The organism is Blastopirellula sp. J2-11, assembly GCF_024584705.1.
Taxonomy (GTDB): domain Bacteria; phylum Planctomycetota; class Planctomycetia; order Pirellulales; family Pirellulaceae; genus Blastopirellula.
This window is the reverse complement of record NZ_CP097384.1, coordinates 2,788,263-2,805,740: the sequence shown is the minus strand read 5'-3', so window position 1 is coordinate 2,805,740 and position 17,478 is coordinate 2,788,263. Positions and strand designations below refer to the sequence as shown.

The 17,478-nt window shown below is 57.2% G+C and carries 12 protein-coding genes; 4 read left to right on the top strand and 8 right to left on the bottom strand.

What is annotated here, in order from left to right:
* Positions 1-42: 42 nt before the first annotated feature.
* The 4 genes from M4951_RS11420 to M4951_RS11405 form a co-directional block, all read right to left on the bottom strand.
* Positions 43-1,455 (bottom strand): DUF1501 domain-containing protein, encoded by a 1,413-nt coding sequence (locus M4951_RS11420; protein ID WP_262026612.1) that lies wholly within the window; start codon positions 1,453-1,455, stop codon positions 43-45.
* A gap of 53 nt (positions 1,456-1,508) precedes the next feature.
* Positions 1,509-4,571, bottom strand: coding sequence for a PSD1 and planctomycete cytochrome C domain-containing protein (locus M4951_RS11415; protein WP_262026611.1), 3,063 nt, complete (start codon positions 4,569-4,571; stop codon positions 1,509-1,511).
* 237 nt (positions 4,572-4,808) lie between these two features.
* Positions 4,809-5,765 (bottom strand): DUF1559 domain-containing protein, encoded by a 957-nt coding sequence (locus tag M4951_RS11410; protein ID WP_262026610.1) that lies wholly within the window; start codon positions 5,763-5,765, stop codon positions 4,809-4,811.
* Positions 5,766-5,876: 111 nt separating this feature from the next.
* Complete coding sequence (locus tag M4951_RS11405; protein WP_262026609.1) at positions 5,877-6,272, bottom strand: hypothetical protein; 396 nt, start codon at positions 6,270-6,272, stop codon at positions 5,877-5,879.
* A 231-nt stretch (positions 6,273-6,503) separates the two neighbouring features.
* On the opposite strand from M4951_RS11405, the gene M4951_RS11400 reads away from it, so the two are divergent.
* Entirely contained in the window at positions 6,504-7,055 is a 552-nt protein-coding gene (locus tag M4951_RS11400; protein ID WP_262026608.1) for a DUF6924 domain-containing protein, read from the top strand.
* 20 nt (positions 7,056-7,075) lie between these two features.
* Here the strand turns inward: M4951_RS11400 and M4951_RS11395 are convergent, their stop codons facing one another.
* Positions 7,076-8,500, bottom strand: coding sequence for a glucoamylase family protein (locus tag M4951_RS11395; RefSeq protein ID WP_262026607.1), 1,425 nt, complete (start codon positions 8,498-8,500; stop codon positions 7,076-7,078).
* 282 nt (positions 8,501-8,782) lie between these two features.
* Here M4951_RS11395 and M4951_RS11390 point away from each other — a divergent pair, with 282 nt between their 5' ends.
* Positions 8,783-9,058: a hypothetical protein gene (locus M4951_RS11390; RefSeq protein WP_262026606.1), complete on the top strand. Its 276-nt coding sequence runs from the start codon at positions 8,783-8,785 to the stop codon at positions 9,056-9,058.
* Between the two features lie 217 nt (positions 9,059-9,275).
* On the opposite strand, the gene M4951_RS11385 is transcribed toward M4951_RS11390, so the two are convergent.
* On the bottom strand, positions 9,276-10,325 hold the full coding sequence (locus M4951_RS11385) for a tRNA dihydrouridine synthase (protein WP_262026605.1): 1,050 nt from the start codon (positions 10,323-10,325) through the stop codon (positions 9,276-9,278).
* Between the two features lie 441 nt (positions 10,326-10,766).
* Here M4951_RS11385 and M4951_RS11380 point away from each other — a divergent pair, with 441 nt between their 5' ends.
* Complete coding sequence (locus tag M4951_RS11380) at positions 10,767-11,039, top strand: MoaD/ThiS family protein (protein WP_262026604.1); 273 nt, start codon at positions 10,767-10,769, stop codon at positions 11,037-11,039.
* A 3-nt stretch (positions 11,040-11,042) separates the two neighbouring features.
* Positions 11,043-12,143 carry a WD40/YVTN/BNR-like repeat-containing protein gene (locus M4951_RS11375; protein WP_262026603.1) on the top strand — a complete coding sequence of 367 codons (1,101 nt, stop codon included), beginning with the start codon at positions 11,043-11,045 and terminating at the stop codon, positions 12,141-12,143.
* A 406-nt stretch (positions 12,144-12,549) separates the two neighbouring features.
* On the opposite strand, the gene M4951_RS11370 is transcribed toward M4951_RS11375, so the two are convergent.
* Together M4951_RS11370 and M4951_RS11365 are read right to left on the bottom strand one after the other, a co-directional pair.
* The gene (locus tag M4951_RS11370) at positions 12,550-15,705 is read right to left on the bottom strand and encodes an efflux RND transporter permease subunit (RefSeq protein WP_262026602.1); all 3,156 of its coding nucleotides are present in this window, start codon (positions 15,703-15,705) and stop codon (positions 12,550-12,552) included.
* Positions 15,702-17,114: an efflux RND transporter periplasmic adaptor subunit gene (locus M4951_RS11365; protein WP_262026601.1), complete on the bottom strand. Its 1,413-nt coding sequence runs from the start codon at positions 17,112-17,114 to the stop codon at positions 15,702-15,704. Before M4951_RS11365 ends, M4951_RS11370 begins: the two co-directional genes overlap by 4 nt.
* Positions 17,115-17,478 lie beyond the last annotated feature (364 nt).

Genomic DNA, 17,478 nt, shown 5'->3' with positions numbered 1-17,478 from the left:
TCTTTCAGGCTCGCTGAACATTGCGAAAGAATAAAGTCACCATCACGCCAGAATGTCATGCACCACGTGCCCATGCACGTCGGTTAGACGAAAATCTCTTCCTTGGTGACGGTAGGTCAGCTTTTCGTGGTTGATCCCTAGCAGGTGCAGCATCGTTGCGTGGAAATCGTGGACGTGGACGATGTTTTCGGCGGCGTTGTAGCCGAGGTCGTCGGTCTTGCCGTATTTGAGTCCGCCTTGGATTCCGCCGCCGGCCATCCAAATGGAAAAACCTTTGATGTGATGGTCGCGGCCGCTCCCTTGGGCCATGGGGGTGCGGCCGAATTCGCCGCCCCAGACGACGAGCGTGTCGTCCAGCATGCCTCGGTTCTTGAGGTCGGTCACCAGGGCGGCGGAGGCTTGATCGACTTCGGAAGCGCAGATTTGCATGCCGCGTTCGAGTCCGCCGTGATGATCCCAACCGCGATGATAGAGCTGGATGAAGCGGACGCCGCGCTCGGCCAGGCGCCGCGCGAGCAGACAATTCGCGGCGAAGGTTCCGTCGCCTCCTTGCGTTCCGTACATGTCCAGGACGTGCTGCGGTTCGCCGGAGACATCCATCAAGCTGGGGACGCTGGTCTGCATTTTGAAGGCCAGCTCGTACTGTGCGATCCGGGTTGCGATTTCCGGATCGTCGAGCGTCGGTTGGCGCAGCGCGTTCATTTGGTTGACCGCGTCGAACACGTCTTGCTGCCGTGCGGCGGTGACGCCGGGGGGGCTATTCACATACAAGACCGGATCGCCGGCCGAGCGGAACTCAACCCCTTGATGACGGCTGGGGAGAAATCCGCTGTGCCACTGCCGAGCGGCGATTGGTTGGGCCTGGCCTCCTTTGCCGATCGACGTCAGGACGACGAAGCCCGGCAGATCGTCCGCTTCGCTTCCCAAGCCATATTGCACCCACGAGCCCATCGAAGGTCGGCCCGAGATCGACGTGCCGGTGTTCATGAACGTATGGGCCGGATCGTGATTGATCTGCTCGGTCACCATCGAGTTGATGATGCACAGATCGTCGGCGATCTCACCCATCTTCGGGAAGAGCGAGGCGATCGTTTGCCCTGACTCTCCGTATCGGTTGAAGTCAAATCGCGGCGCGTAGCACTTGAGTTGCTGTCCTTGCAACTGCGCGATCGGTTGCCCTTGGGTGAACGACTCTGGCATCGGCTGATTGTCGAGCCGTTTCAGCACTGGTTTTTCGTCGAATGTCTCCAAGTGCGATGGCCCGCCGGCCTGACAGAGAACGATGACCCGTTTCGCTTTCGGAGCAAAATTCGGGAAGGCGCCTGGCTGTTGGTCGGCACGGACCGAATCGGTCGTCATCAGCGACGCCAGCGCCGCCGAACCGAGCCCGGCGATGCCGTGGCCTAAAAAGGTGCGTCGCGTTTGCCGAAGGGAAGCTGCGGATTGAGAAAACATAAGGTCGCCTAAGGGAAAATGGATCACGCCGAGCCGTTGACGATCCAGCGGAATCAATAGCGATTGATCGTCTCATGCAAGTTCAACAGGATCCGACTGACCGACATCCACGCCGCCAGGTCGACAGGGTCGACCCCTTCCGGCGTGACGTATTCGCCGACGCTCAACAGTTGTTGAGCCGACTGCGGATCACTGCCATATTGCTGGAGATGCTTCTGATAGGTTGCGGTAAGAATCTCGGTTTCTGCTGCGGTCGCGTCGCGTTGCTGAACGGCTTGCATGCCAAAGTGGATCTTCGCCTGCGGCGTGTCGCCTCCCTCTTGCAGCAGACGAATGGCCAACGCCCTGGCCGCTTCGACATAGGTCGGATCGTTCATCAGCACGAGCGCCTGTTGCGGCGTATTGGAAATGTTCCGGCGAACCGTACATTCTTCCCGCGTCGGCGCGTCGAACGCGGCCAGGCTCGGGTGCAAATAGGTCCGCTGCCAATGCGTGTAGAGGCCGCGCCGATAAAGGTTCCCGCCGTGATCGCGCTGGTACTCACGCTTCGGAAAGTTCAAATGCGACCAATACCCGGCCGGTTGATAAGGGCGAGCGCTTTCGCCGCCGACTTGTTCGACCAACAAACCGCTGGCCGCTAGCGCGTTATCGCGAATCATTTCGGCCGGAAGTCGATGCGCCGACTGAGCCGCTAGAAACGCATTACTCAGGTCTTTCTGCTTTTGACTGGCCGTTCGTGCCGACGATCGCTGGTAAGCCTGCGACTGAACCAGACGGCGCATCATCTGCTTGACGTCCCAGCCGCTGTCAACAAACTCGGTCGCTAACGCATCTAATAGTTGCGGATGCGTGGGGATCGCTCCCTGCGAGCCAAAGTCGTCTGCGGTCGAGACCAGTCCGCGTCCGAACGTCAACTGCCACAAGCGATTCACAAAGACGCGGGCCGTCAGAGGATTGCGACGATCCACCAACCACTGGGCCAGATCAAGCCGCGTCGCGCGCCGACCGTCGGTTTCTAAATCGTATCCCAAAAAACCAGGAACCCCTGGCTCGATAATCTCCCCACTGTCGTCCAACCAATTTCCCCGCGGCAAGACGCGCATCGTGCGCGGCTCGGTGGAAACGGAAACGAGCGTCGTCGTCATCGAATCGGTCAGTTGTTTGCGCTGTTCGGTTCGCTCCGCGAGTTCTTTCCTCGTGTGATCCAACTGCGGGGCGATCGTGCGATAGTAAGCGGCCAGTTGCTTCTGCTGCGTTTCGTTTCGTTTCGCATCAGGCGTCTCGACGATATCGCGAATCTCGGCGGGTACGCCCATCGCCTGATTCGCCTTAACGGGTCGCGGAGCATCGACCAGCGCGACCCGCAACCTTCCGATCGCATGACTGCTGCCGTGGTTGTGTGTCATGGTCAGGGTCAGTTTACTTGCCGGAGAAAGCGCCAAATCAGCCGGTAGCTCCAAGACCGCTTCGTTGGCCTTGCCGATGTCTGGCAAGATGGCCCAGCCATCCTTTTTATCGCTTGTCAGCAGACTAGCGACAGGCCAACCTGACTGCGAATGGGTCGCCGTCGCCGTTTGGAAAGCGACAGGCTTGCCGTCGATCGCCAATTGAATGTCGTTCAGGACAAAATTGCCGTTGCCTGCTCGACCAGGTCCTGCGGCCGCCAGCGAATCATGGGGCAAAACTTCCAGCCGAATTGCGGTCGCTGTCGTTAGTTGGGTGGTGAATTCGAGTTCGTAGGTCGGCTTCTCTGGATTGGCGCCGGTGGCCAGCAGCGATCCATCTTCCAACGTCTTCCAGTCGACTTCGGGGTGCGACTTCATGCTGGTCGGCTGAAGTACTCGCCACGACGGATCATCCGGAAGATTGGCTTCCCATGCGGTTTGCGATTTCACCAACTCTGGCGTGGGCGACTCCAGAGTTTGACGGAGCGTCGCGATCTGTTGATCGAGTTCTTGTAACCGCGTCTCCTGTTGCGGACTGGGTACCGGGATACTCGGGCCCCAATAGCTCGATCGACTACTGCCGGCATAGACTCCTTTTTCTTCCAAATCAGCAAAGAAGGCGGCGAACTGGTAGAACTCTTTGATCGTGTAGGGATCAAACTTATGATCGTGGCATTCGCAGCATCCCATCGTCGCGCCAAGCCAAACGGTGCTCGTCGTGCGAACGCGATCGGCCGCATACTTGGCCAAGTACTCTTTCGCTTGAGCGCCCCCTTCGGCGGTAATCATGTTTAAACGGTTATAGCCAGAAGCGATTTGCTGCTCTCGAGTCGCGTGGGGAAGTAAATCGCCCGCCAATTGCTCGATGGTGAACTGGTCGAACGGTTTGTTCTCGTTAAACGAGCGAATGACGTAGTCACGGTACGGAGACATGCTCCACTCTTGATCGCCGTGAATCCCGACCGAATCGGCGTAACGCACTAAATCGAGCCAATATATCGCCATCCGTTCGCCAAAGCGCGGCGAGGCCAGCAGCTTTTCGACCAGCGCCGCATATGCGGCGTCGGATGGATCGGCGGCGAAGGCGGCGACTTCTGACGGCGTCGGCGGCAGCCCGGTTAGATCGAAGTAGAGCCGGCGAATGAGCGTGCGCGGATCGGCCTTCGCCGCAGGCTCCAGCCCTTTTTCCACGAGACGTTGATCGATGAAAGCGTCGATCGGCGATAGGGAGTTTTCCTGCGGAAGCTCGACCGCCTTGGGAGGCGCGTACGACCAATGCTCGTCGTACTTGGCGCCCTGGGCGATCCACCGGCGAATGAGATCGACTTCGTCGCGCGTTAACCGGGGACGACTTGAATCTGCCGGCGGCATTTGCAAATCGGGATCGTCGCTCGCGATGCGGGCCACCAACTCGCTCTCACCTGGCTTGCCGGGGACGATCACACTGTCGATCGCGACCTCGCGCACGTCCAGCCGAACATCCGCTTCCCGCGTTCCTTCATCCGGTCCGTGACAGGTATAGCAACTGTTGGAGAGCAACGGTTTGATGTCACGCGTGTAGTCGACATCGTCCGCCGCTTGGTCAGCGCCTTGCAGCGGGACGGCGTACGAAACCATCGCCACCAAGATGAGCGGCAAAGTTGCAAATCGCATCATTCGGGCAACGATCATGCTTGGAGGCCAGCTGAAAGAAAGGGCAGGGAAAGGGAGGCGGGAAGGAAAATCAATCGTGCTTATTCGTCGAACTGAGCCAGTAGTAATGCAGTCTAATGGGCGAAGAGGGAGCCTACAAGGAAAACAACGGGGCGCGCAAAGTTGCTTCGTCTCCAAAGCAATCAGGGGGCCCCGCGCCAGATCCGCATCCGCCGTCGTCACCACAAGCGTGGTGACGACGCGGGCGCGATTTTCTTAAGGCAGAGAGAACGTCTCGTTGCCGGCTCGAGAACCTAAGGCTTGCCATACTTCGAGGCCGATGGTTTCCGAGATAAAGTGGACGGAACCGTCGCACATTCCGACTTCCACTCCGCTCGGATGCCGACTCCGCGACGCTGCCGTTTCGCCGGCGCCGTTGACGCCGACGCAGGGCAAATTTAAATCGGGCTTATTCGCGGCGGTTCCGCAACTGGAGCTGCGGATCGAGTCAGGCACGCTCGTATTGGGAATTTCACGCGTAAAGATCCAAGCCGCTCCGGGAAAATCATACCAGTACGAACCACGCATCGAGTCAGAGATGGATCCGACCCCTTTCAACAATTCGCCAAACGCCATGGTGTTGCTGGTGCCGTCGATAATGGACGCCATCTTCACCGTTCGATACCCAAATGCGGCCGGCAGATGATTTGTCGATAGAGTTCGCGTATCTCCCTTCGTCAGATTTCCGAAGAACACCGCGTAGTTTCCTCTGGCGAACACGTTGTCGGGAAAGGAGGGGTGTTCATAAGTATCGGCTCCCACGCCGTCGCTAGGGCACTGCATCATCGAAAGGACCTGGCCCACCGGTCGCGTCGGACCACCGGAATTGGCCGTATTGATCCAGACGATGCCGGTCTGATTGAAGTCGAAATCATCGTAGATGTTTCCCGCTTCCAAATAGGGATAAAGATGAATACCCCAAGTTAGGCGAGGATTGACGAATTCGGCGTCGATGTTGTTTTGCACCACCCCTGGCGGAAACACCAGATGCGTATCGTGATAGTTGTGCGTAGCAAGAACAAGCTGTTTGAGATTGTTGGTGCATTGCATGCGCCGGGCCGCTTCGCGCGCTTGCTGAACCGCAGGCAACAACAGTGCGATCAAAACCCCAATGATGGCGATCACCACCAAAAGCTCTACAAGCGTAAACCCGCGAGATGTTTTGCGAATCACAAGAAGGTCTCCGATTAGAAGAGATGAGAAAGATTGCAAACCCGAAAGAGCACTGGAATGAAGGGAAGCCTGCTTGAGGTCTCAAGCTGTCGCCGATCTCGCACATCCTTGTTATTTGGAGGTAAGTTCAAAGTCGCGAATCGTCTCGCCCTCGGGCACCGTTATCTCCTCTCCGATGTCATACTTCCGCGGAATAATGCTAACCGTCTCCGGATACTCTTTGCCAAATTCGAGATACGTCTTGCCTGTTTCCTTCATCGCATGAAATCGGACGAGCACGCGACCAACCGACACGTCATCCGCGCGGTATTGACCATCCTTAATGACCGCCGAGCTCGATGTCCCCATTCCGCTTTCTAACGGCGTGAAGGTGATTAAACCATCGGCGATCGCTTTGCCATCGATCGTTACTTTCCCCAGAACGATGGGAGACTTCGGATTTTCTGAACACCCGGCTCCGAAGCCGATCAGGAGCATGATCCCAATTCGCGCAACATATCCAGCCATGCAAGACCCCTCCGCCAGATGGGGAAATAAAATTCGCGCAACTTTGTAAAATCTTAATGCCCGTCAAACCTACACCTGTTTTTTCTCGATTGCAATACTTTTCAATCACTCCTTTTCGTACAAACTGACGGTTTGTGAGAATCTCTACATTTCTGCAAGAACGAGACTGGCATAAATATCAAGCATGGCTGATAGGAAGCAACGATCTATCAACAAGTCATCCGAAAAACCATGACATACGCCAACCGGACATTCGCTGTGGTCGTTACGCTGCTGGTCGGTTGCGGCTTTCCCTTAGGTCCGATGTACGACCCCAACGAACATGATCCGTGGATGATCCGCACCGACTTCACCGACGACGAAAAGTGGTCGGCGGTCTGCGAACAGGTCTCGGCGCCTCAGCGCGATTCCATCGTGGGGATCGACTTCTACGCGTATGTCCACTTCAAAGATGATCAGCAATTCGCCGATCTCGCCCCGACCGAGCTGATCCATGCGCTGCCGGACGACTACCCAGGCTTCTTTTGTTTCGCGGTCGATGCAACCACGCTAAGCGATGAAGAGCATCCGATCCTGGTCATCGGTTTTTCGCCCAATAGCGTGAACGCGGCGGACTACGAACGAACGCCGCAACAAACGCCCCCGTCCGACATCCAGACGCTGCGCGCGGTTCCCTCCACGATTCAAGCGATCCAAAACAATCTGTCGATCGCCAACATGGACTTCGAAGATTTCACCCGCGCCGCCGATTCAGACGGCGTCTTCCGCGGCTTTCCTGAATAACCAAGCACCAGCGGCAATCGCTACTGCGCCGCCGATCCGGTTTCCGCTACCGAAACGCGAATCGTTTCCGGCGTGCGCACCGGCGGATCCGTCTCCGTCAATGCTCGTGAAGCGCGAGCCTTCACATCGGTAAACCGGGCCAGCTTCAGCGCTCGAGTTGCGGCCGGATGTTGCATGAACATGTTCCACACATTGCCGGTTAGCATGTTCTCTCCCATCAACAGCGAAATCCCGGTGTCGATGCCGATCACGTCGGAGTCGATCCAGCCGGTGGCCGGGTTAAACGCATTGACGAATCCATAACGACCGTAGACCTTGTCGCCGAATTGGGCCTTCTGGTACTCCAGCGTTCGTAACGCTTCGGCCGGAACCGCGGCCAATCCGCCGGCGGCGGCGCTGGGGACGATCGTACCGTCAATTCCTCGGTCTGGTTCGATACGTCCATGTTTGTAGGGACCGCCCCAGTCGCGATAGCCGGTCTGACTGTCGCTGCTGGTGATGCCCCATAGGTCTTGCCCGTAATGCCCCAGTTGCTCTGGAAACCGCTTGCCCAAGCTGGTCATGAACGAAAGTTGCGCCTTATGGGCGACAACCGCATTCTCCCAATAGTCGCGCCCTTGCGGCGAACGGTAATCTTGGAATTTGAAGAACGCCATCGGGTACTGATGGACGAACAGCGGCGGGTAGCCGAGAAACTTCTCGCCGTTATGCTCCAGCACCGGTTCGCGACGCCATGCGTCCCAGGACGAAGGGGGAATCGCATTCGTCGGCGCGCCGATCGCCAACAGCAGCAAGATAAAATGTTCGCTGTATTGGTCCCACTGATACGGCAGCACGCCGGTTTCGGGCTTGTATCCCATGTGCATACACCCGTTGGCGCCAAGCATCCAGCGCCAATCGACACGGCGATACAACTGGTCAGCCAACGCCGTGATTTCGGCATCGTCGCTAAAAGCGACCGAAGCCGTCAGCGCGCCGGCCAGCATCAGCGCCGTATCCACGGTCGACGCTTCCGACTGCATCGCTCTAGCCCCGCTCTTCGCGTCAAAGAAGTGGTAGACAAACCCGTTTTCATGGGGCGCCAGATTAACCAACGAGCCGAGCATCGTCCGCACGCGCTCTTGAATCTCGCCGCGCGGCGCCCATTTGTATTGGGCCGCGACGGCATGCGATGCGAGCCCAAAACCGCAAGCCGCGCTGCTGGCGTGCGCGCTGTACCCGCTGCCATCGGCACGAGCCCGATCGGCGACCAATTGCGTTTGAGGATCGACCGCTTCCAAGAAATACCGGTAGCAGCGCCGCTGCATATCGCGAACAAACGTTTCGCCAGGCTGACCGAGGGCAGGCTCGCTGGAAATGAACTCCGCCAATGCACGACGGGGCAGAAGCCCGCTCATTGCTAGCGGGAGCGAAAGTCCGGCAGCGAGAAAAGTTCGTCGCTTCATTGCGCACGTTCCTCGGTCGAAGGAAGGAAAATTGAGAAACAGAGGGAGGCAATAATTGCCTTTATTCCCCAGTCTCGAATACCGCCGGCACGGGCGAGACGTAGGGAAGGGCAGGAGGGAACGCAGGAATAGTATACTAAAATCACCACCACGTAAAGGCCATTTATTGACCACAGATATCGAATTAGGGTGCCAATTGTGGCATTTCCCCAGACTTCTGGCATAATCTAGTAATCGAATCCCTTAATCGCATTTTGGGCTCATTTGTGGGAAAACCGGTCAGTGATCGGCTTGCACCGAAAAAGAGAAGCGAATTGCGGTTCGCGCGAATCCGCAGGACACCGCCAGATCGAACGAGCGAGAAACGAAGACATCGCCCACCCGCAGCGGCGCCGTTTTCTGGTAATGCATGCGCCGGCGACTATATTCGGCGAAGCGCTGGAACACTGCACCAATCTAGAAGTTCACCCCATTTGGGCGCCCGCCAAACGGAAAATGCAGGCACAACCTTTGCCGCAAACTCGCGGCGATGGCCGCCCCATCCATCGTGAGCAATGAGGGCAGGCGGAATACTCCAGCGAAATGCGTTTCCAAGAAACCCACGTCCTGGATATTCCTGACAACTATCCGTTAATGGCCCCAGAATTGGTCGCGGAGAACACCGCGGCGGTCGAACCGATTCTGACACGCGATACAGAATCATCGATCGTTGACGTGAAGATTAGACGGCGCCGTTCGAAGCGTTAGCTTGACGCTGCTTCCATGTTGACGCCAACTAACACTCGGCCGTTCCCGCATGGACTCCCGGATTTAGATACTGCCCAGGGCGATCTTCTACATAAAACGTCTCGCGGATCGCGTGCCAATCGGCGAGGGTTCGCATCTTGGTGAACTTGGCGCGGCACTGTTCCATGTCAGGATGCAGGAACGAGTACTTGATGCCGAACTTGCGCATCTGGGTGATTCCCCGTTTTTCGCCATAGAGCTCTTCGGCCAGACGGAGATGTTCGTTAATGACGTCGCGTTGCTCGAAGACCGTGGGGGGAGGAGGAAGGGGCTCGCCGGCGTAGAGGGCGCGGCATTGTTGGAAGATCCAGGGATTGCCGATCGCGCCCCGCGCGACGGTCACTCCATCGACGCCGGTCTGGCGCATCATGTCCAAACAATCTTGCGCACTAAACAGATCGCCGCTTCCCAAAATGACGCGACTGCCGACATGTTGTTTGACTTCGCGCAAGAATTCCCAGCGACTCGGCCCGACGTAGCGCTGCTGGACGGTGCGGCCGTGGACGGTGATCGCCGCGACGCCCAGTTCAAACGCGCCGTCGAGAATGCGGAAGAAGTTATCGCGGCTCTCGGGCGTGTCATCGATGCCGCGGCGCATTTTGACGGTGACCGGGATCTCGGGCGGCGTCGCGTCGCGGGTGCGTGAGATGACCTCGAGCGCTACTTCGGGCTGGCTGAGATGAAAACCACCGCGACAACGGCCCAGGACTTTGCGGACCGGACAACCGAAGTTGATGTCGATCACGTCATAGCCGGCTTGGGCCAGTTTGACCGCGCCGGCGGCGAACTGGATCGGTTCGGCGCCCATCAGTTGCCCGCCAACGGGATGTTCTTCGTCCGCGATCGCCAGAAAGTGCTTGTTCTTGCTGCGGTCTTTGAAGGTCACCAAAAACTGATCGAGCATTACTTCGCAAACCGCGTAGGAAGCTCCAAAGCGACGCGCGATCACGCGCATCGACATGTCGCTGTAGCCTGACAACGCCGCCTGAACAACCGGAAAATCAAGTTGAATCGGCCCAATCATTAACGGCGCTGACACTGAAGGAGTCAATTCCATCCTGCTTTCAACATTCATCGAACTAAAAACCAGTTAACCGCTGTCATATCGCTCGCGATTCCCATTCTCGACAGCGACAGTATTTCCCCGCGTTATAAACGCTTAATAAGGCGGCTACCGCCCTACCAGAATGTGGGGAATTGCGTCGATTTTGCGCTAAAGCGGTACACCGCAATATGACGATAGCGTCTAGTAGGAACGGACGGATTGCCCCCACATGAGGGAATCCGCGAATGTCGGACATCGACAAGTCCGTTGCGACAACATTCTAACAAGATGCCGTCCGCTGCATGTAGGCGGCGTTCTTTGGGATCGATCGGTTACCTGCCCCAACCGATCGGTCCTTTTTTCTTTCTTGCATCAGAACGCTGCAGCCGGAATCATAACGGCTTCGCTTTTGTTAGTCGCCGCAAACTTAGTCCCATGCTCGAAGTTCAATTTACTTCCCATCTGCGCCGTCTGGTTTCAATTCCGGAAACGGTCGAAGTCGATGCGCCGACCGTCGCAACCGCCCTTGATCAACTGGCCGATCGCGTGCCGGGGATCGACTCGTATCTGCGGCACGAAGATGGCTCGCTGCGGCAACATGTCAATATTTTTCTGGACGAACAATTTGTTCGTGATCGCCGACAGCTGAGTGATTCGACGGCTGGCGCAACTCGCTTATTCATCATGCAGGCTCTTTCCGGAGGTTGATCGATGTCGCTGCTAGCCCTTTCTACTCGCAAAGGTCTGCTGTTGGTTCGCGATGCCGGCGACAGGTTCGTCCTGCTGAGCGAGTCTTTTCTTGGCGCACGCGTTTCACTGACCGCTCAAGATCCGCGCGACGGAGTGTTGTACGCGTGTCTGGATCATGGGCACTGGGGGGTCAAATTTCATCGCTCTACCGATCTCGGCAAAACCTGGTCCGAGCTGGATGCGCCCAAGTATCCCGAAGGGAGCGAAGTTCGTCCCGGCACGGCGGCGGTGTTGAAATATCTGTGGGGATTTGGATTTCCGAGCAGCAAGCGACCGGGGCAATTTTATCTCGGTAGCGAACCTGGCGGTTTGTTTGCAGCGGCCGAACAAGGCGCGACGATCACGCTGAACGAGTCACTTTGGAATCATCCGTCGCGTCCCGAATTTTGGTTTGGCGGCGGACGCGACGAGGCCGGCATCCATAGCATCTGCATCGATCCGCGGGACGACGACCATCTGTTGGTCGGCGTCAGTTGCAGCGGCGTCTTTGAATCGCGAGACGGCGGTCAATCTTGGAATCCGAAAAACAAAGGGCTGCGTGCTGATTTTCTGCCCAACCCAGAGTCGGAACTAGGACACGATCCTCACTTGTTGGTTCAGTGTCGTGACCAACCGCACAAACTTTGGCAACAAAATCACTGCGGCGTTTTTCATAGTGACGACGGTGGCGCCAATTGGCGCGACGTCTCGCAGCCCGAGGCCGGCGTCAAGTTTGGCTTTGCGATTCAAGTCGATCCGCAAGACGGAGACGTCGCTTGGGTCGTGCCGGCCATCGCCGACGAAGTGCGTGTCGCAATCGACCGCAAACTTTTCGTCGCCCAAACCACGGACGGCGGAAAGAACTGGCGACAGTTCCGCGCAGGATTGCCGCAAGAGCATAGCTACGACTTCGCGTATCGTCACGGCCTGGCCCTATGCGGCGACCACCTCGCGCTGGCGACTGCCGGCGGCAGCCTTTTTACGTCCAGAGATCGGGGAGAATCGTGGCGCAACTTTTCCACGCAATTGCCGCCGATCTACGCCGTGTGTCACATCGATGAGAGACTGGATCCGTCATCGTAGCTTGAGACAAAACAGTAGCCTGCAGCGCAAGCGCTTTGCAGTTGCGCGCATTGCCGGAAAAGCAGCATGGAACAGGGCCAAGCCATCGTGAAGCGGATGGAAAAACAGGGATAACAATCAACCGAAAATCATCCCCCTAGAGCGTTGCGCAATTTCCCCGGTTGGCCGCGATAGCTTCGCTATCCGCGGCGGCGCAGCCGTAGGAGGCATTGGTTCCCCGTAAGCAGTTCAGGGTCTTTTCGCCATTCCAAACGGTAGAGCGACCACCGAAGTAAGTTCGACCGCGGTTCGACGCCTCCTACCGACTTCGTCGACCCCGATAGCGGAGCTATCGGGGCCAACCGGAATCCGTTCGGTCAAATAGCGCAATCTCAAAACTGGCGCTGCGAGCTTGCGTCTCAATTTTCTACGCCGCTGGTTTTGATTTCTCTTCGGGACGCTGGGCGAATTTTCGCAAAACGACATAAAACACCGGCGTCAAAAACAGACCAAAAATCGTCACGCCCAGCATTCCGGCGAAGACGGCGGTTCCTAACACGCGGCGCATTTCAAAGCCGGCGCCGGTCGCGATCAAGAGCGGAATCACGCCCAAGATAAACGAGAACGCCGTCATCAAGATCGGACGCAGACGCAATCGGCAAGCGCTGATCGCCGCTTCGAAGCGGTCTTTGCCGGCGTCTTCTTCCGCTTTGGCGAATTCGACGATCAAAATCGCGTTCTTGCAAGCCAAACCGACCAACACGATAAATCCGATCTGCGTGAGGATGTTATTATCCATCCCGCGAAACCAGATGCCGAGAATCGCAAACAGCAAGCAGAGCGGAACGATCAAGATAATCGCCAGCGGCAAGATCCAACTTTCATACTGGGCGGCCAACGTCAAAAAGACGAACAACACCGCCAGCGGAAACAGATAGATGATGGTATTGCCGGCCTGACGCTCTTGAAACGCGATATCGGTCCAAGCGTAACCAAAGCCCGGCGGCAGATTTTGCTCTGCAAGTTGCTCGATGGTCGCGAGCGACTGCCCGGTGCTGAAACCAGCCACGGTGTCGCCGTTGATATCGGCCGCGGGAAACAAATTATAACGGACCAATCGATCTGGACCGGTAACGCGATTCAGTTTGACGACCGATCCCAACGAGACGCTCGCTCCGCGCACACTGCGCGTGCGCAGCTGCAAGATATCGCTTGGATCGTCGCGAAACTCTGGTTCGGCCTGGGCCGTCACGCGGTAGGTTCGTCCTAGGAAATTAAAGTCGTTGACGTACAACGAACCGAGGTAAACCTGCAGCGCCTCAAACACGTTGCTCACCGGAATCTCGAGCATCTCGGCCTTCGTCCGATCGACGTCAGCGAAGACTTGCGGCACGCTGAGCCGATAGTTGGAATAGACCTGCACCAGCCCCGGCTGCTCGTTCGCTTGAACCAACATGCGATTGGTGACTTCGTTCAGCGCGTCAAGACCGGCTCCGCCTTGGTCCTGGATGTACAACTTATAACCGCCGCCGCGGCCAATGCCGCGCACCGGAGGAGGCTGGATCACAAAGATCTCGGCCTCATTGATTTGGCTCATGTCTTTTCGCAGATCGGCCATGATCGCTTGTAGATCGCGTCCCCGCGCACTTCGTTCTTTCGAATCTTCTAACGGCAGAAACGTCACGGCCGCGCTGGGACTGATCGTGAACGTTGCGCCTGACAGACCGGCGATGCCGACCGAATGGGCGACGCCGTCCACTTTGCCGCCGATTTCGGCGACTTTTTGCGTCACCACATCGGTTCGCGCCAACGAGGCGCCATCCGGCAGGCGAATCGCGACGATCAAATAGCCTTGATCCTGGGGCGGAATAAACCCGGTCGGAACCATCCCAAAGCTATACCAGGTGCAAGCCAACAAGCCGACATAGCCGACCAGCACAACCGCCGAGACGCGGATCGTGCGTCCAATCAGGCGACCATACAGATCGCTCGTGATGTCAAACGTACGGTTGAACCAGCGGAAGAACCAGCCAAAGAGGATGTCGCCAACTTTGCCCAACCCTTTTTTCTCTTCATTCTTGGGTCGCAGCAGCAAGGCGCACATCGCCGGGCTAAGCGTCAAAGAGACAAAGGTCGAAAAGGCGGTCGAAATAGCGATTGTCAACGCAAACTGCTGATAAAACTTTCCGCTGATACTGGGGATAAAAACGGTCGGCACAAAGACCGCGATCAACACCAATGTGGTTGCAATCAGCGCCGAGCCGACCTCGTCCATCGCCTTATGGGTCGCGGCCCGCGGCTCCATTCCTTCGCCGATCAGGCGTTCCACGTTTTCGACCACCACAATCGCATCATCCACGACAATCCCAATGGCCAACACCAGGCCAAACAGCGACAGCGTGTTGAGCGTCACTCCCAGCGACTGCATCGCTGCGAACGTGCCGATCAGCGAAATCGGAATTGCGATGACCGGAATAATGGTCGGGCGCCAACCGTGCAAGAATAAAAACACGGTCAACACCACCAGCACCGTCGTGATGACCAGCGTATCGAATACTTCGGCGATCGATTCTTCGACAAAATTGGTCGGATTGTAGGCGATCTCGTAACCGACTCCTTGAGGAAAATCCTTTTCCAAAGCGGCCATGGTCCGTTTCACTTCGTCCGCCGTATCCACCGCGTTGGTGCCGGGGCGTTGATAGACGATGACGGCGATCGCCGGCTTGCCGTCAAGATAACTGATGCGTGAATAGTCCTGGGCGCCAAGTTCGAGACGAGCGATATCGCCCAGTCGCGTAACGCGACCATCCTCACCCCGTTTGACGATGATTTGTTCAAACTCTTCAGGGTCGCGCAATCGTCCCTGCGTCGTGACGTTCAACTGAAACGCGCCGGTCTCATCGGTCGGCGGTTGCCCAATCACGCCAGCGGCGACTTGCACATTCTGACCGCGGATTGCATCGACAACATCGCCAGGCGTCAGATCGAGATAGGTCATCCGCTCGATATCAAGCCAAACTCGCATCGCATATTCGTTACCGCCGGCGATGCGCACGTCTCCCACGCCATCCAAGCGCATCATCGCGTCACGAACGCGCAGGAAAGCGTAGTTGCTGATGTAAAGCTGATCGCGACTGCTGTCTGGCGAATTGAGATGGACCACCAGCAGCATGTCGGGAATCTGTTTCGTCGTCGTCACGCCGATCTGACGCACCGCTTCGGGCAATCGAGGTAACGCGATCGCGACCCGGTTTTGAACCAACACCTGAGCGTCATCCAGATCGGTCCCCAGCTTGAACGTCACGGTCAACAGCATCGAGCCGTCGGCGCTGGACGAAGACTCCATGTAAAGCATGTCGTCGACGCCGTTCATCTCTTGCTCGATCGGCGTCGCGACCGTATCGGCGATCACCTGAGGCGTTGCCCCAGGATAGCTGGCGCGCACTTGCACCGTAGGGGGCGCGACGCTCGGATACTGCGAGACCGGCAACGTCAGATACGTAATTCCACCGACCAGCACGATCAGGAACGAAAGCACCGACGCAAAGATCGGACGCTCAATGAAAAAGTGAGGAAACTTCATTGGACTTGCTCCCGCTTCTTGATCGCCGCATTGGCTGTCTCTTCGGCAGTCTGCAACGAATTGCGCCCTGCCGAAATCCACTCGTCCGGCGGCAACGGCAGATACGTATTGGGCAAGCCGTCTTCGACGATTTGGATCGTTTCCGAAGTCGATTGAACTTCGAGGCCAGGCCGCGATAACAGCAACCCTTCGACGACGAGCGATTCATCACCGTTTAGACCTTCGCGAACGACGCGCAGCCCGTCAACGATGGGGCCCAGCGACAGATCGCGGCGCTCGATTTTTCCATCGACAACGATATACGCATACTGAGTCGACTGATCCGTGCCGATCGCCGAATCGGGGATCAAAACCGCATCGTAGGCGGCGCTTCCCGGCAAGCGAACTCGAGCGAACATGCCCGGCACGAGATCATGCGTTTCGTTCCGAAAAATGCAGCGTACACGCATACTTGCGGTGTTGACGTCAAAGCGATTGTCGACGAAATCCATGTGCCCTTGATGCGGAAATCCCGATTCGTCGGCCAGTCCCAGATAGACCGGATTTTTGGCGACGCGCGAGCTCTCGCGTTTACCGGCTTGGGCAAGCCGAATGTACTTGAGCGCCTGCATCTCGTTCACGTCGAACGTGCAATAAATCGGCTCGACCGAGGTAATCGTCGTCAACAAGGTCGAAGTTGCCGCGCCGCCGCTCACCAGGTTTCCCTCGGTGACATATTCACGGCTGATGCGACCGGAGACCGGCGCATGAATTTCGGTGTAGCTCAGATTGAGTTCGGCGGTTTCAACGCCGGCTTCGGCCGATTCGATCGCGGCCTTGGCGGTTGCGATTCCCGCGACGGCCAGCCCCATCCCCGCTTCGGCGGCGGCGACGTCGGCTTGCGCCTGCAAGACCTCCGCTTCGTGTTGGTCCAATTCGTCTTGAGAGACGGCTGCCGAAGATCGCAGCGATCGCGCACGTTTGACCCGTGCATTGGCCAACTGCAGGCGAGCATCAGCCTGCTGCTGCTGAGCCTTTGCTTCTTGCGTCTGCGCGTTGGCTTGCGCCAATTGCGAATGCGCCTGGTTCAGCGCCGCTTTGGCGCCGTTCAGTTCGGCGACAAATGGCCGAGTGTCGATCACAAACAATAGATCGCCGGCATGCACCATCTGCCCTTCGTCAAAATGAATTGACTGCAGATAGCCGCTGACTCGCGCACGAATCTCGACAAATTCGATCGGTTCGAGCCGGCCGGTATAGGCGTCCCACTCGACGATCCCTTTGCGAATCGGCTGGGCGACCGTCACGGTCGGCGGCGGCGCTTTGGCGGGGGCGACGACGGCTCCGCCGCAGCCCTGCAGGCATGTTAGTCCGAATCCGGCAGAGATGGTTACCAGAAAGAGCAGGGGGCGTAGGTGGATTTTTTCCATGTGGTCCAGCAAGTTACTTAACGAAAAAATTCGACAAATGCCGCGGTTTTTTGGTGTTTTTGAGCCCATGGCGCATCGCGCCTCGGCAGCTTACCTATCCGTCATGGAGATAAAGCTTAGCCTAAAACTAATTCGTTAGAATATTGAATCGCGGAAATTGATTGATAAATCAACAATTTTCGGGTTGTCGCGTGTGGGAGCGGGTAAAGCAGGAAAATTCGAGGACAACAACCGGTTCGTTGTCGAAGTGCGGATCGTGGAGAGGAATTGGCAGGCAGGCGTGGTCGTACACACCAACTGATATTACCGCTAGACGAGATAGTCTTTCGGTATGATCCAACACATTAGCAAGCGAACCAAGCAA